This window comes from Pedobacter sp. BAL39 (assembly GCF_000170795.1).
Taxonomy (GTDB): Bacteria; Bacteroidota; Bacteroidia; order Sphingobacteriales; family Sphingobacteriaceae; genus Pedobacter.
On record NZ_ABCM01000007.1, the window covers coordinates 71,546 to 87,178 of the forward strand.

Below are 15,633 nucleotides of genomic sequence, written 5' to 3' on the forward strand. Positions count from 1 at the left end.
ATTTGGTGAATTAGCAGGCGATAGTCTACCTTTGATACATATTATCATATAAAAATGGCGGCAGAATTAGATAAAACTGACTTTAAGATATTAAGATTACTACAAGAGAACGGCAGGATTACGAACTTACTGCTATCTCAGGAAATCGGACTTTCACCGGCACCGACGCTGGAGCGTGTGCGTAAGCTGGAGATGTCCGGTTTTATCAAAAGTTATCACGCTTTGGTAGATGAAGAGAAGTTGGGACTTGGCATTAAAACGTTTATTCAGGTACAACTTGATTTTCATAAGAATAACACCATCCAGATTTTTCTTGATGAAGTAAACCTGATCAAAGAAATCACGGAATGTCACCACGTTACTGGCCAGGCTGATTTTCTTTTGAAAGTATATGTCAATGACATTAAGGCCTATGAGCGCTTGATTATGGATAAAATCAGTAAAATCTCTGTAGTGAAGACTTTCCAGACCATGATGATCATGTCTACCACTAAAAAGGAGCCGATTGTTCCTTTGGAATACTAAAACGGCAACTTTACTATGATAGAAAAAGGCTTTAACCATTCGGTTAAAGCCTTTTTTAGTCAATCTGCCAGTTTATCGGTTGGAGACCTTGTTCTGTTAGCTTCTGATTGGCTTTCGAGAAATGCCTGCAGCCGAGAAAACCTTTGTGTGCAGAAAATGGAGAGGGGTGTGGCGCCATCAGGATGGTGTGTTTTGAGGCATCGATCAATTCACTTTTGTTCTGTGCGTATTTTCCCCATAACAAAAAGACAATTCCCGTTCTTCCTGCCGAAAGTTCAGAGATAATTTTATCCGTAAAAATTTCCCATCCTTTTCCCTGGTGTGAGCCTGCCTGCTGCGCTCTTACGGTCAACGTGGCATTCAGCAACAGTACGCCCTGGTCAGCCCAGGAGGTCAGGTTGCCATGAGGAGGTATATGGAATTCATCAATGTCGGTTTCCAGCTCCTTGTAGATGTTCTTTAAAGAAGGAGGGACTGCAACACCTTTTTGTACGGAAAAGGACAGACCGTGTGCCTGACCTGCGCCATGGTAGGGATCCTGACCAAGGATGACCACCTTCACCTTGTCAAAAGGAGTATGGTTCAGCGCATTGAAAATATCAGTTCCCCTGGGGTAAATTTGCCGGCCATCTTCTTTTTCTTCAACCAGAAAGGCCTTAAGGGATTTCATGTAGGCTTTATCGAATTCAGGTTTGAGCACCTGCAGCCAGCTTTGATCTAAATCAACAGACATATTTATTTTTTAAGTATAGACAGCAGATCTTTCTCCAGCGTTTCTTCCGGAAACTCTACAATTCTGCCAAGTTCTTTCTTTTTTTCGGTGATGATAAAGGTAGGGACACGAAGGATGTTCAGTCCGTCCAGCAGACCGTTTTCGGCGTGTTTGCTGCGGTCTACTGCAATGATGCTGATGTCCTTTTCTGAAACCTTAAGGGCATCCGTGACCTTATAGAAATGGGGTACCTGCAACTTGCTGTCGCCGCACCAGGTTCCGAGCACAATCGTGATGTGGATGTTTTTCATCAGCGGCTTTAATGCCTCCATAGTGGTACTGTCCGGCAGATAACCGGGATATTCCAGGTCATATCGTTGTTTCATTTCCGGATAGGCGAGGAGTCCATCCCTGGTACAACGGTTGATGAGGCTCTGGACGTTGCCGGATTCGTCTGTCAGTTTTTTATTGAATTCCTGTGAACTGGCTTGCATAGTGAATAGTAACAGTATAAAGGTGAGGATGTTTTTCATCTGAAGTTTTTATTAAATGTGATGGAGCTTAACCTTATAATTCCTGTTTGATCAGGCTTCGTTTTTTTTGTTGAAATTATAATTTTAAATCTACTTTTCCGTATTTAAACACGATATTTGCAAAAAAATTAAATAGAAATATGCCAAATGTAGTTCGTCTTATTATAGGTTTCGCAATGTTGGGTGGTGCTATCGCACTGATGGTCTTCAGCTTTTGGGGATGGGGTATCCTGGCCTTGTTTATCGGTATTCTGATCATGGTGACGTATTTCTTTAATGAGAACATGCTGTTGGCACAATGGTTCCTTAGAAAGGACGATATGGGTAAGGCTGAAGTTTTCCTAAGAAGGATCAGCAACTATGAATCTCAGTTGAATAAAGCGCAGCACGGATATTACAATTTGCTGATTGGTCTTATCGAATCCAGGAAAGCACCTATGCAGTCTGAAAAATACTTTAAGAAAGCACTTTCACTGGGAATGACAATGGACCATAACATCGCTCTGGCGAAGTTAAGTCTTGCAGGTATTGCGATGGGGAAGAGAAATAAAAGGGAAGCGCAGATGTATCTGACGGAAGCGAAGAAAGCGGATAAAAATAAACTGCTTGCTGACCAAATCAAACAAATGAAAGATCAGATGGTAATGATGGACAGACAGCAGATCAGATACAGGTAGTTGTATTAAAAAAGGAGATTAAAAAGCCGCAACCATGCGGCTTTTTATTTTTCACTCAAACGGTCAAAGTTTTCGCTCACTTCACGGTCGGAAGTTCTGCTAATGATGTCGTCTTCCATTTCCTGTTTTCTCTTACTAAAGAAAAGCTGCTCAGATTGTATTCTGGTAATCAGCTGACGGATCAGGGTTAAATCAAAGGCATCTTTACTCAGTTTGATGCAGTATTCGTTTTCTGTTATTTCAAGGCTTGAACTATTCATAATTATAAAATTTTATTACAGCATAAAAATAAAAAAAGACCTGCGAACATTTGTGTTGCAGGTCTTTAAGTTTTTGTTATGTGTTTGTTAACGATCTCTTTGCATCGTTTGCTTAAACAAACCAGTTCATGACTTCTTCTTTTGAAGGCATGGTGATCTCCAGTTTCATCTTTTTACGCATGCCACCAAGGTCGTTGAACACCTTATTCGGATTGGCACTTTTTAACTCTTCAATGGTATTGATGTTCATTTTTCGGATCACCTGTACCCATTCTGCGGGAACGCCAGCCGCAATGAAATCTTCGTCTGTAGTTACCTTAGCCTTCCTCTCCGGCCTCATCTGAGGGAAGAAGAGTACTTCCTGGATGGTCGACTGGTTCGTCATCAGCATGACCAGTCTGTCAATACCGAACCCTAAACCGGAGGTAGGAGGCATCCCATATTCAAGGGCGCGTACAAAATCGTCATCCATGACCATCGCTTCCGCATCGCCACGTGCTGCCAGCTTCAGCTGGTCTTCAAAACGTTCCTTCTGATCAATAGGATCGTTCAGCTCAGAATAAGCATTTCCAACTTCCTTTCCGTTGATGAAAATCTCGAAGCGTTCCACCAGACCATCTTTGGTCCTGTGTTTTTTTGCAAGCGGTGTCATCTCCAAAGGATAGTCGGTAATGAAAGTAGGCTGAATCAGGTTCGCCTCTACTTTTTCACTGAACAGTTCATCAATCAGTTTTCCGCGGCCCATGGAGGCGTCAACCTCGATGTTCAAACTCGCGCATACTGCTTTGAGTTCTTCTTCCGTCATTGCTGAAACATCAATGCCCGTGTATTTCTCAATAGATTCATACATGGTCAGTTTCTCATATGGACCTTCAAAGTTAATTTCATGCTGACCTACGGTGACAACAGGTTTTCCATGGATGGCCAATGCGACTTTTTCAAGGCATTCTTCAACCATGCCCATCATCCAGATGTAGTCCTTGTAAGCCACATAGATTTCCATCCCTGTGTACTCCGGATTGTGCGTGCGGTCCATTCCTTCATTTCTGAACATCTTCCCGAACTCATAAACACCATCAAAGCCAGCTACGATGAGTCGCTTCAGGTAAAGTTCATTGGCGATGCGCAGGTAAAGGGGCATGTCCAGGGTATTGTGGTGCGTAGCGAAAGGACGCGCTGCTGCACCACCATGTATAGGCTGCAGGATCGGTGTTTCCACTTCCATCCAACCCTGTTCATCAAAGTAGTTTCTCATGGTGCTGATCACTCTGGACCGGTTGATGAAAATCTGTTTGAAGTCCGGGTTTACAGTAAGATCAACATAACGTTGTCTGTAGCGTAGTTCAGGATCTGTAAACCCATCGTATATTTTACCCTCCTCGTCGCGTTTTACAATAGGGAGTGGTTTCAATGATTTTGACAATAATTTCAGTTCAGAAACATGCAGGGAGATCTCACCAGTCTGTGTGGTGAAAACATAACCCCTAACGCCGATAAAGTCGCCAAGATCCATTAACTTTTTAAATACAGTATTGTATAGGGTCTTGTCTTCATCAGGGCACAGGTCATCTCTTTTGAGGTATACCTGAATCCTGCCAGTGGAGTCCTGCAGCTCAACAAAAGAAGCACTTCCCATAATCCTGCGGCTCATGATCCTTCCAGCAATACTGATGTTCTTATAAGCCGTTTTATCTCTTTCGTAATTTGCTAAAATGTCTGCGGCATTGGCATTGATTTCAAATGCTTCTGCAGGGTAGGGATCAATTCCCAATTCACGGAGCTGGCTGAGCGAATTTCTGCGCAGTAACTCTTGTTCTGATAGTCCTGTACTCATATATCTGATTGGTCCGGTATGCATCCGGAAACGTTTGTTATGCTGTTGGTTTTTCATGGAAATCCATGACACCGCAAAAATAGTTATTTGCGGTGTTTTTTTTGTATTAATATCATAAATCCACTAAAGGGAAATTACAAACCTACGGAGTAGGAGCCTGAAGGCGTTAATCTGTAGGGCATATGTCATCTTTATGACTTACAAATTTACAGTAGAATCATGTGATGTTAAGCGTTAGTCTGCATTGGCTCCTTCAAGATACATCTCGTTGATGGTATCTGCGTATTTCTTTTCGATGACTTTTCTTTTTGCTTTCAATGTCGGGGTGATTTCGCCCTCATCGATACTGAATGGGTTCCTTTTTACTTTGAAGTGTTTGATGCGTTCAAACTTAGCCAGGTCATTTGAATATTTTCTGATGTCTGCCGCGATCCAGTCCATGATTTCTTTATCATCAATGAAAACTTCCGGCCTTTCGAAGAATTCATCTTTAAGGTTAAAATGTTCCTGCATGTTTTCTCTGTTGGGTATAACAAAGGCGGTGAGATACTCCCTTTTATCGCCGATGAGAAACAAACCGTCAATTTTAAGGCTTTTCAGGTAATTGTTTTCTACCGGTGTAGGGTAGACATTTTTACCATAAGCATTCACAATCATGTTTTTTAAGCGGTCCGTGATCTGCAGGTTGCCTTTATAAAAACGCCCGATGTCGCCCGTGTGGAACCAATTGTCCTTATCGATCGCTTCAGCAGTCTCAGCCGGTTTATTGAAATAACCTTGCATCACACAATGGCCCCTGACAATGATTTCACCCTCCTCACATTCAAAGTTTTCTTTGAATGTTTCATGAGTCTGAATATTGATCATTTTTTTTGTCTCTACATGTTGGATGCCGATCTCAATGCCCGGAATCACACGGCCTACCGTTCCATATACCTGGCGATGAAATTCGGTAACCGCCATGACAGGGGAAGTCTCTGTAAGGCCAAATCCCTCCAGTATTTTTATCCCGAGGTTCCCGAAAAATTCCCCAACGTTTTTAGGCAGGGCAGCACCTCCGGAAATCATAAACTTCAGGTTTCCGCCTGTTTTCTCTTTAATTTTGCTGAACACGAGCTTTTCGGCAAGGGCTTTTTTTCCGGCGCTAAGGAGTCCTGGTGTTTTACCGTTTTCTTTGATATTTCTGTATTGCTGACCGGCTTCGAGGGCCCAAAGGAAAATTTTCGATTTTAATCCTCCATCGGCAGTACCGCTTTTGATGGCCTTATCATGTATCCGCTCCAATAAGCGGGGTACGCAGTTCATCACCGTTGGCCTGATCTCACCCATATTTTTGGCAAGCAGCTCGAGGCTTTGCGCAAAGGCGATTTTACAGCCTTGTGCGCAACATACATGATAGGTAGCTGTACGCTCAAAAACGTGGGATAGGGGCAGGAAAGAAAGGAATGTTTCCGTCTCGTCGATCACTGGGATTTGTTCCAGGCAGACCTTTACGTTTTCAACAAGATTGCTGTGTGACAACATCACACCTTTTGGCGTTCCTGTGGTACCGGAAGTATAGATCAGTGAAGAGGTGTCTGAGGGGAGCACGGCATTGCGCAGCGTGCTGATTTCAAAGAGGCGCTCCTTTGTCAGCCTGCCTTTGAGTTCAAGGATTGCGGCATAACTGATGACCTCCGTGGAAAAATCTTCGGGAAGTGCAATCTTCTCATAATCCGCAAAGGCCGGGATAATGTACTGTAGCTGCCTGCAGTTTGATGCGATTTTTGTGATCTTTTTGAATAAAAAGGGATTGCCAATCAAAATGGCTTTCATCCCTGAATCATTGATAATGTAAGCAACCTCCTGCTCCGACAAGGTAGGGTAGATGGATACGTTAATTGCACCGATCTGCTGAATGCCCTGATCATAAAATACATATTCCGGGGAGTTTTCAATGATGAGGCCCATGCGGTCTCCCTTCACAATTGCCTTGTCCAGAAAAAATGAAGATACCGCATCTGCATATTCAAGCGTGTCACCAAAGGAGATCTCTTCCCATGCGGTGTTTTTTTTATGAATGAGAAAGGTTTGTTCTGGTTTATGAATGTTTTCTACAACATTTCTCAAAAGAGTTGGAATGGTAGAAAACTCATTGAATAAGCCCATGGTTTAATGTTTTGGTTATTGAGGAGACAATTATAAAAATTTTATTTGAAAATACGGTGCTTTGAATTTCCATGGAGGTACAACAATGTGCATCAGAAAAGGTTCGTTCAGGCTGATTTGCGATACCAAAATTGTAATTTCACTGGTAACAAATAGGTCAGTTAGGAGCGCTGTATAACAGAAAAAGGGCGCATTAGCGCCCTTTTTCATGTTCAATCTATTGATTAAACAGAGAAACTTTCACCGCAACCGCAGGAGCGGCTGGCGTTGGGATTGTTGAAATTGAATCCTTTTCCATTGAGACCATCGGTAAAATCAAGCTCTGTACCTGCTAGGTAGAGAAATGATTTCATATCCAAAGCTATTTTGACGCCCCTGTCTTCAAAAAACTGATCGCCGGTTTTTTCTTCATTATCGAAATCAAGATTGTAAGATAAACCAGAGCAACCACCTCCTTTAACAGAAACACGCAAAAAATAGCTTTCATCCAGATGCGCGTCCTGCATCAGGTGGTCTATTTTGCTTTTTGCTTTATCAGTTATAGTGATCATCTTTTTATGTTTTATTACTAACCATCAGATTAGGGTTGCAGTATTCGGCAACCCATCACACTAGTGGTGAGATTTAGGTAATTCAATTGGTTCCAGACCGTTTTTTACACGGTAGTCATTGATTGCAGACTTGATCGCATCTTCAGCCAATACTGAACAGTGAATTTTTACAGGAGGTAAAGCCAATTCTTCTACGATGTCCATATTGTCAATGGCCAGTGCTTCATCAACTGTTTTTCCTTTTAACCATTCCGTTGCCAGGGAAGAAGAAGCAATTGCTGATCCACATCCGAATGTTTTGAATTTCGCATCAGTAATGATATTGTCTTCATTCACTTCGATCTGCAGACGCATCACGTCACCACATTCAGGAGCACCTACTAGTCCGGTACCAACTGATTTGCTGTCTTTATTTAATGTACCAACATTCCTTGGGTTGGTATAATGTTCCATTACTTTTTCTGAGTATGCCATTTTATATCGTTTTTATGACCGGCTTAGTGCTCAGCCCATTCAATTTTACTTAAATCAATTCCTTCTTTAAACATTTCCCAAAGCGGAGAAAGGTTCCTGAGGTGATTTACTGCTTTTTTAGTGTTTTCAATTGCGTAATCAATTTCTTCCTCAGTGGTGAAGCGACCAAGTCCGAAACGGATAGAAGAATGCGCCAGGTCGTCTGAAAGACCTAGGCTTTTCAATACGTAAGAAGGCTCCAGTGAAGCTGAAGTACAGGCAGAACCTGAAGATACGGCAAGATCTTTCATCGCCATCATCAAACCTTCACCTTCTACATATTTAAAGGAGATGTTTGCCACATGAGGTAAGCGGTGCTCAACGTTACCATTTACATAGCTCTCTTCCATCTCATTTAATGAAGATTCCAGTTTGTCCCTCAATGCAGAAAGGCGTTTTGCTTCTTCATCCATCTCCAGGCGGCACAGCTCACATGCTTTACCAAGACCTACAATTCCAGGCACATTAAGTGTTCCTGAACGCATACCACGCTCGTGACCACCACCGTCAAGCTGTGCGGTAACTTTTACCCTTGGATTTTTACGGCGTACATACAATGCGCCGACACCTTTCGGGCCGTACATCTTATGTGCAGAGAAAGCCATAAGGTCAATACCATCAGCATTAACGTCCACAGGTATTTTTCCTACAGCCTGTGTTGCATCTGTCATGAACAAAGCGCCGTATTTATGTGCAATTGCAGAAATTTCTTTAATGGGTTGTACCACACCGATTTCATTATTGCCATACATGATGGTTACCAGAATCGTTTGCTCGGTCATTGCAGCCTCAAGCTCCTGAAGATCAACTAAACCATCTTCTTTCACTTTCAGGTACGTTACTTTTGCACCTAATTTCTCCAGGTGTTTACAGGTGTCCAGCACTGCTTTGTGTTCTGTTGTTGCGGTAATGATGTGGTTACCTTTATCCTGATACATCTCAAAGACCCCTTTGATACCCAGATTATCTGCTTCCGTAGCACCTGAAGTGAAAATGATCTCTTTCTCAGTACAGCCAATTAATTTAGCTACCTGCTCACGGGCATAGTCAACGCCCTCTTCTGCAACCCATCCAAAAGCGTGATTACGGCTTGCAGCGTTGCCAAATTTGCTGGTAAAATAGGGTAGCATAGCTTCCAGTACCCTTGGATCCAAAGGTGTGGTTGCATTGTTATCTAAGTAAATAGGAAGTTCCATCGTATATATTTTATTCTTATTAATGTACAAAGGTACGCAAAAAGATCACGAATAGTTATAAATATTAGCTATGATGGTATAGGTAAAATCCGCATTTTTACATTTTTTTAACTGTTGCGGAAGACCTGCAAAACTGGATCTTATCAGTATTTCAGTAAATTACCTCTGATTATTTTGTGATGCTGATCAAAGCTTGATAATTTTTTCCACACATACTTGTGAATCAAAAATAAAATTAGGATATTTGCATCCCTAAAATAAGAGCAAAATAAGTATATAATTATATAATATTAACATGAAAAAAGATCTGCATCCATCAAGCTATAGATTTGTAGTATTTAAAGATATGTCAAATGACTATTCTTTTTTAACAAAATCTTGTGTGGACACTAAAGAAACTGTTCAGTGGGAAGATGGCAATGAATATCCTCTTTACAAGCTGGAGATTTCACATACTTCACACCCTTTCTATACTGGTAAAATGAAATTGGTAGATACTGCTGGTCGTATTGATAAATTCAAAACCCGTTACGCTAAAAAGTAATTATAGCCAAAAAGAAATTATTTTAAAGTCCCGGTGCTGTTGCTTCGGGACTTTTTTTATTTTTGTTGCTTATGATATTAAACTTGTTTGATGATAATGCATGGCAATCCTTACGCCCCTTATCATTCACCAGACCAGTAGCAGATCTCCGTATCGGAATTTTAACGATTGCCCAAAAATGGGAACAGCACCTTGATGCTACCGTGGGATTCGTGACGCAACAATATCTTTCCGCAAAATATCCTAAGCAGGTTGGCGGCAGCCTTTTTATCAATGGTTCGATTTGCCCGGACAAAGGCCTGATTGAAGCAATTTCTGTGCTTAGGAAAGGGCAGGTTTTAAAACAGGCCGACGTACTGATTGCCTACAAGATGGATAATGCCCCAAGCGGATATGAGGACGCCATGATCAATGACCTAGAGCCCATTTCTTATAGGGATTCATTTATCAGGATTTTTTACCCGGAGGATATTTTCAGAAATAACGATACTGAACTGAGAAAGGACTATGCGTTGCTGACTAAAGGCCGCAGCTCGGCAAAATTAAGCTCCACCAATGTGCTGCTCGGCGATGATATTTTCATAGAAGAAGGGGCAACAGCAGAATGCGCTACATTTAATAGCCTGCAGGGCCCGATTTATATTGGAAAAAATAGCCAGGTATGGGAGGGCTCCAATGTTCGGGGTTCTTTCGCTTTGTGCCACGACTCCCAGTTGAAAATGGGCGCAAAGGTTTACGGGCAAACAACCATCGGTCCTTTTTGCAGGATCGGCGGTGAGGTGAACAATGCCGTGATCTGGGGGTATTCGTCCAAAGGTCATGAGGGCTATCTTGGCAATTCTGTAATGGGGCAGTGGTGTAATATCGGCGCTGATTCCAATAACTCCAATCTGAAAAACAACTATGCAGAAGTGCGTTTGTGGGACTACCAGACGGAACATTTTCGTGCTACGGGAATGCAGTTCTGCGGACTGATCATGGCCGACCATTCTAAATGCAGCATCAATACGATGTTTAATACTGGTACTGTGGCTGGTGTTAGTGCCAATATTTTCGGCGCTGGTTTTCCAAGAAACTTTATTCCTGATTTTGCATGGGGTGGAGCTCATGGTTATGAGGTCTATCAGCTGCACAAAATGTTCGAAACAACAGAGAAGGTTTTTGAACGGAGGAATATCGCTTTTGATGAAGTGGAGCGGGAATTACTGAAGTCTGTGTTTGAGCTCACCAAAGCATACAGACATTTTTAAAATGAATTAACCAATATTTATGAGATGTACATGCATCTTATAGATGATAAACAATAAAAACATGACAAGAAAAAAAATTGTTGCCGGAAACTGGAAAATGAATCTGGATTATGCGGAAGGCATTTCCTTATTTTCAGAAATTGTTAATATCGTAAGAGATGAAAAGAAAGGTGATCAGCTTGCGGTCATCTGTGCGCCTTTTATTCACTTAAACAGCCTGGCAAAACTTGGTGGTGATACCGTGAAGATCGGTGCCCAGAACTGCCATCAGAATGAAAGCGGAGCTTACACAGGTGAGACTTCTGCAAAGATGATCAAGTCGGTAGGTTGCGAATATGTCATTATCGGCCACTCTGAAAGACGCCAGTATTTTGCGGAAAGCGATGAGTTACTGGCACAAAAGACAGTAATCGCTCTTCAGAACGGATTGACACCTCTTTTCTGCATCGGTGAAACTTTAGACGAAAGAAACAACGGAACTTATTTTGAAGTATTGAAGTCTCAATTGACTAACGGCGTTTTCGGCCTCAATGCTGAAGATTTCGCTAAGATTGTGATTGCTTATGAGCCTGTATGGGCAATTGGTACCGGACTTACGGCCACTGCAGAGCAAGCGCAGGAAGTGCATGCATTCATCCGTAAGGAAATTGCTGCTAAATATGATGCGTCTGTTGCTGATGCGACCAGCATCCTTTACGGTGGAAGCTGTAACCCGAAAAATGCAGCAGAGCTGTTTGCTCAGGCTGACATCGACGGCGGACTGATTGGTGGTGCTTCATTGAAATCAAGGGATTTTGCAGATATTGTTAAAACGTTTAACGCTTAATGCAGTACATTCAGGTAACCTTTAATTTTTCGGAGATTGCTGATTATCACCAAGATTTGTTGATCGCAGAATTAGCCGACATCGGTTTCAATACTTTTGAAGACACTGAGGACGGCTTTGCGGCTTTTGTTGACGCTGCGTCTTATGACGAATCTGAACTTTCAGCGGTACTGTCTCAATTTGAGGGTGATTTCGATTGTCATTATGAAGTTAAGGAAATCGCTGCTGAAAACTGGAATGAAGAGTGGGAAAAGAATTTTGAACCCCTCATCATTAGTGATTCCTGTTATGTCAGGGCTACTTTTCACGAACCTCAGCCTAATTATACGTATGAGATTGTGATTGACCCTAAGATGGCTTTTGGTACCGGTCATCATGAAACCACGACCATGATGATGCAGTACCTGTTGTCGGCAAAGCTCTCAGGAAAGCAGGTGCTGGACATGGGTTGCGGGACAGGTATCCTGGCCATCCTTGCTGCAAAGCGAGGGGCGACTAGCCTTGTGGCGATCGATAACGATGATGTGTGTTATGACAGCACACTCGAAAATGCAGCCCTGAACCAGGTCACCTCATTGGTGGCCTATTGCGGTGGTAAAGAGGTGATCCCTTCCCAACAGTTTGAGGTAATACTCGCCAATATCAACCGCAACATTCTGCTGGATCAGATTGCGGATTATAACCGGGTGCTGAACCCGGGAGGTGATATCTATTTCAGCGGTTTCTATGAAGATCCCGATCTGGGAATGATCAAAGAAGAATGTGAGAAATTCGGTATCATCTATAATGATCATAAAAAAATCGGCAACTGGGTAGCAGCCCACTTTACTAAACAGTAACATCATTTCCGGGGGACTAAACTGTTCCCCCGGACATTGATTTATATTTATCTTATGCGTATACATTTCATTGCAATTGGTGGCAGCGCCATGCATAATCTCGCAATTGCCCTGTACAAAAAAGGATATCAGGTAACTGGTTCTGATGATGTTGTTTTTGAGCCTTCTGCCAGCAGACTGGCCCGGTATGGTCTGTTGCCTGAAAATATAGGTTGGCACCCGGAAAACATAAGTTCAGACCTGGATGCGGTTATTCTGGGAATGCATGCTCTGGTTGATAATCCGGAATTACTGAGGGCACAGGAACTCGGACTGAAAATCTATTCCTATCCTGAATATATCTTTGAGCAGACCAAAGAGAAACTGCGTGTAGTCATTGGCGGCAGTCACGGTAAAACAACGATTACCTCCATGATCCTGCACGTGCTCAATTATTACCAGCGTGACTTTGATTACCTGGTAGGGGCACAGCTTGCGGGTTTTGAAACCATGGTAAAGGTGACCTCCGAGGCGCCCGTAATCATTATTGAAGGAGATGAATATTTGGCCTCGCCCATCGACAGAAGGCCTAAATTTCATTTGTATAAAGCAAATGTAGGGGTGATCAGCGGGATTGCATGGGACCACATTAATGTGTTCCCGACGTTTGACGACTATAAGAAACAGTTTGAGCTATTTATTGATACCATTCAGCCTGGAGGAAAGTTAATTTACTGTGAGGATGATGTTGATCTGGTAGAGGTCGTTCGTCAGTCTACTAAAGAAATTGAAAAGAAAGGGTACGGCGTCCCTGCGAATGAGGTGAAAAATGGCATTACTACTCTTTTGGCTGATGAAACACCACTGTCTGTTTTCGGCAACCACAACCTCATGAACCTCAACGCTGCAAAGCTGGTTTGTGCTGAACTTGAAATAGATGAGAAAATGTTTCATGCAGCGATCAGTTCCTTCACCGGTGCAGCGAAGCGCCTGGAGTTGCTTAGGGCGTCGTCGTCTACTAATGTGTACAAGGATTTTGCACATTCTCCTTCCAAATTGAAAGCTACCATTGAGGCGGTGAAAACACAATTTACTGAAAGGAAATTGGTGGCGTGTATAGAGTTACATACATTTAGCAGTCTAAATAAAGATTTTTTAGCACAGTATGCAGATACCATGACTCACGCTGATCAGGCGATTGTATATATTGATGAAAAAACCTTCGTTCAGAAAAAAATTGCACCATTTAGTAAAGATGAGGTACAAAAAGCATTTAATAGTACTGAAATTCAGTTTTTTAATAGTTCTGATTTGCTGTCTGAATACCTTATGAGTATAAATTTTGATCATGTTAATCTCTTATTGATGAGTTCCGGAAATTTTGGTGGTTTAGATTTGACGAAATTGGCACAGGAGTTGAACACGAAATAATAAAGTATTAATTAAGTACACCTTTATACCTAAATTTATTATATGAACGTTATTGGAAAAAACATTAGACAACTGCGCCAAAAGAATGGCTGGAGCCAAGGTGAAGTGGCAAAACGTCTTAATATTTCTATTCCTGCATTTTCGAAGATTGAAACCGGCATCACAGACATTAACATCTCCAGACTTGAACAAATTGCGCATTTGTTTCAGGTGTCGACTATGGACATTATCTCCAAAGAAGGAGAAAATCCCCAATCCCTTAATTTTGAAGAAATCAATGCACTGAAGCAGAAACTTTCTGTAAGAGAAGAAGAGATCATCAAACTTCAAAAGAAGGTGATCGACCTTTACGAAGAAATCAGGGGCTAAAATATTTTGCGCAGCGTCAGGTGGCGTTTACCAAAAACGGCACCTGTAGCTTCGTGGATCGATAACATCTTATCATTGAAGTCGCCCACCCAGGATAGCTCAAGCTCATCATACTGATTGAGCGGTAGAACATATTCTTTCAATTTGATAAATAATGCGGATTCCAGTCCGTGTTTCTGATAGGCCTGTTTTGTGCCCATTACAATCGCACGCATCCTGTTGACCCCAACCCAGCGTTTGTACACAAATTTCAGCTTCTCTATCCATCCCAGTTTTCCGTTAAATGTTTTGATGAGCTGGTTTGCATCAGGAATGATGACAACAAAGGAGGCTGGTTCTCCATTGATGTAAGCAAACCAGATCAGTTTCTCATCCATAATTGCTTCCATCTGCTTGAAACTCTCCTCCAGCGTTTCTTTTTTTATCGGCACAAACTTTTCAAAATCCTTCCATGCATCGTTGTAAATCTCCATGAGGTCAGCCACAAACTTATCAGAATTCTTCTTTGAGAAGTGCTCAAAAGTATAGCCTGGTTTATTGGCCACCCAGTTGGCAATTTTGGTGAAACGCTCGGGAAATGGTTTCCGGACTGCCAGGTGATTTGTGATTTGCTGATAAGACGTCTCAAAGCCGTAATCTTTGAAAAACGAATAATAGTATTCCGGGTGGTAATTCATGCCGTAAGAAGGCGGCGTAAAGCCTTCTACGAGCAAACCCCAGAAGGAGTCGTTCTCTCCAAAATTGATGGGGCCGTCCATAGCTTTCATACCCTGTTCATTCAGCCATTGCTCGGCCGTTTGGAAGAGCACTATCGCTGCAGCGGGATCATTAATACATTCAAAAAATCCCATCCCCCCGGTGGGCACTTCATACTGATGTGCTTTTTTATCATTGATAAAGGCAGCAACCCTGCCAATGACCTCTCCGGTATCTGTTTTTAAGATCCACCTTTGGCAGTGTCCATGTTTAAAAAAATCATTTTGCTTGGGGTCGAAAATTTTCTCGATATCCTGATCAAGGGGACGGATCCAGTTTGGGTCTTCTTTATAAATTAAGTTGGCGACATCCAGGAATTGTCTCTTTTGCTGATGATCGGATACTCGTAGAATCTGCATATTTTCTGTTAAGGGGATTAAAATAAAAAGCATCCTTAAAGGATGCTTAAAAAATGCTATGTTTTGTTGTTTTTAATAATCGTCGTCGTCGTCGTCACCGAAGTTATCGAACCCATCAAGATCATCTAATGGCATGTCAAAGTCATCATCATCATCATCTTGAAATGTTTTCTGTCTACCAGTTTCTTCACTCGAATCATCCATGTCAATTTCAGGATCAAATTGACGACTTTTGTTCACGCTGTTTTTTGATGTTTTCATTACAAAAAAAAATAAGTTCAGTAAGGGTTTGTATTGCTCTGTTAAAATTACAAAAAATCTTTTTAAATAT

General features: G+C 42.0%; 18 protein-coding genes. 8 read left to right on the top strand and 10 right to left on the bottom strand.

Annotation, left to right across the window (positions count from 1 at the left end):
- Positions 1–54: 54 nt before the first annotated feature.
- Positions 55–525, top strand: coding sequence for an Lrp/AsnC family transcriptional regulator (locus PBAL39_RS11030; protein ID WP_008241392.1), 471 nt, complete (start codon positions 55–57; stop codon positions 523–525).
- 55 nt (positions 526–580) lie between these two features.
- On the opposite strand, the gene ung is transcribed toward PBAL39_RS11030, so the two are convergent.
- A complete protein-coding gene (ung, locus tag PBAL39_RS11035) occupies positions 581–1,258 on the bottom strand; it encodes a uracil-DNA glycosylase (protein WP_008241393.1) in 678 nt (225 codons plus the stop codon).
- A gap of 2 nt (positions 1,259–1,260) precedes the next feature.
- On the bottom strand, positions 1,261–1,770 hold the full coding sequence (locus tag PBAL39_RS11040) for a thioredoxin family protein (RefSeq protein WP_008241394.1): 510 nt from the start codon (positions 1,768–1,770) through the stop codon (positions 1,261–1,263).
- A 140-nt stretch (positions 1,771–1,910) separates the two neighbouring features.
- On the opposite strand from PBAL39_RS11040, the gene PBAL39_RS11045 reads away from it, so the two are divergent.
- Positions 1,911–2,447 (top strand): membrane protein, encoded by a 537-nt coding sequence (locus PBAL39_RS11045; RefSeq protein ID WP_039866448.1) that lies wholly within the window; start codon positions 1,911–1,913, stop codon positions 2,445–2,447.
- Between the two features lie 44 nt (positions 2,448–2,491).
- Here PBAL39_RS11045 and PBAL39_RS11050 read toward each other — a convergent pair whose 3' ends face one another.
- The 6 genes from PBAL39_RS11050 to PBAL39_RS11080 form a co-directional block, all read right to left on the bottom strand.
- Complete coding sequence (locus tag PBAL39_RS11050) at positions 2,492–2,707, bottom strand: hypothetical protein (RefSeq protein WP_008241396.1); 216 nt, start codon at positions 2,705–2,707, stop codon at positions 2,492–2,494.
- Positions 2,708–2,819: 112 nt separating this feature from the next.
- Positions 2,820–4,541, bottom strand: coding sequence for a lysine--tRNA ligase (gene lysS, locus PBAL39_RS11055; RefSeq protein WP_039866469.1), 1,722 nt, complete (start codon positions 4,539–4,541; stop codon positions 2,820–2,822).
- Positions 4,542–4,775: 234 nt separating this feature from the next.
- Positions 4,776–6,689, bottom strand: a complete 1,914-nt coding sequence (locus PBAL39_RS11060) for a long-chain fatty acid--CoA ligase (protein WP_008241398.1) — start codon at positions 6,687–6,689, stop codon at positions 4,776–4,778.
- 224 nt (positions 6,690–6,913) lie between these two features.
- Complete coding sequence (locus PBAL39_RS11070; RefSeq protein WP_008241400.1) at positions 6,914–7,240, bottom strand: iron-sulfur cluster assembly accessory protein; 327 nt, start codon at positions 7,238–7,240, stop codon at positions 6,914–6,916.
- A gap of 60 nt (positions 7,241–7,300) precedes the next feature.
- On the bottom strand, positions 7,301–7,714 hold the full coding sequence (iscU, locus tag PBAL39_RS11075; protein ID WP_008241401.1) for a Fe-S cluster assembly scaffold IscU: 414 nt from the start codon (positions 7,712–7,714) through the stop codon (positions 7,301–7,303).
- A 23-nt stretch (positions 7,715–7,737) separates the two neighbouring features.
- On the bottom strand, positions 7,738–8,949 hold the full coding sequence (locus tag PBAL39_RS11080) for an IscS subfamily cysteine desulfurase (protein WP_008241402.1): 1,212 nt from the start codon (positions 8,947–8,949) through the stop codon (positions 7,738–7,740).
- 295 nt (positions 8,950–9,244) lie between these two features.
- Here PBAL39_RS11080 and PBAL39_RS11085 point away from each other — a divergent pair, with 295 nt between their 5' ends.
- From PBAL39_RS11085 to PBAL39_RS11110, 6 genes are all read left to right on the top strand, one after another.
- Entirely contained in the window at positions 9,245–9,493 is a 249-nt protein-coding gene (locus PBAL39_RS11085) for a type B 50S ribosomal protein L31 (RefSeq protein ID WP_008241403.1), read from the top strand.
- Between the two features lie 71 nt (positions 9,494–9,564).
- Positions 9,565–10,743, top strand: coding sequence for a GlmU family protein (locus tag PBAL39_RS11090; RefSeq protein ID WP_008241405.1), 1,179 nt, complete (start codon positions 9,565–9,567; stop codon positions 10,741–10,743).
- Between the two features lie 61 nt (positions 10,744–10,804).
- A complete protein-coding gene (gene tpiA / locus PBAL39_RS11095; protein ID WP_039866470.1) occupies positions 10,805–11,569 on the top strand; it encodes a triose-phosphate isomerase in 765 nt (254 codons plus the stop codon).
- Entirely contained in the window at positions 11,569–12,408 is an 840-nt protein-coding gene (gene prmA, locus PBAL39_RS11100; RefSeq protein WP_008241409.1) for a 50S ribosomal protein L11 methyltransferase, read from the top strand. Before tpiA ends, prmA begins: the two co-directional genes overlap by 1 nt.
- A gap of 54 nt (positions 12,409–12,462) precedes the next feature.
- The gene (gene murC, locus PBAL39_RS11105) at positions 12,463–13,818 is read left to right on the top strand and encodes a UDP-N-acetylmuramate--L-alanine ligase (protein WP_008241411.1); all 1,356 of its coding nucleotides are present in this window, start codon (positions 12,463–12,465) and stop codon (positions 13,816–13,818) included.
- 42 nt (positions 13,819–13,860) lie between these two features.
- Complete coding sequence (locus PBAL39_RS11110; protein WP_008241412.1) at positions 13,861–14,187, top strand: helix-turn-helix domain-containing protein; 327 nt, start codon at positions 13,861–13,863, stop codon at positions 14,185–14,187.
- Here PBAL39_RS11110 and PBAL39_RS11115 read toward each other — a convergent pair.
- Both PBAL39_RS11115 and PBAL39_RS11120 read right to left on the bottom strand, forming a co-directional pair.
- Positions 14,184–15,302 carry a hypothetical protein gene (locus PBAL39_RS11115; RefSeq protein ID WP_039866471.1) on the bottom strand — a complete coding sequence of 373 codons (1,119 nt, stop codon included), beginning with the start codon at positions 15,300–15,302 and terminating at the stop codon, positions 14,184–14,186. The two genes, PBAL39_RS11110 and PBAL39_RS11115, sit on opposite strands and share 4 nt — an antisense overlap.
- A gap of 72 nt (positions 15,303–15,374) precedes the next feature.
- Positions 15,375–15,563, bottom strand: a complete 189-nt coding sequence (locus PBAL39_RS11120; RefSeq protein WP_008241415.1) for a hypothetical protein — start codon at positions 15,561–15,563, stop codon at positions 15,375–15,377.
- Between the last annotated feature and the right edge of the window lie 70 nt (positions 15,564–15,633).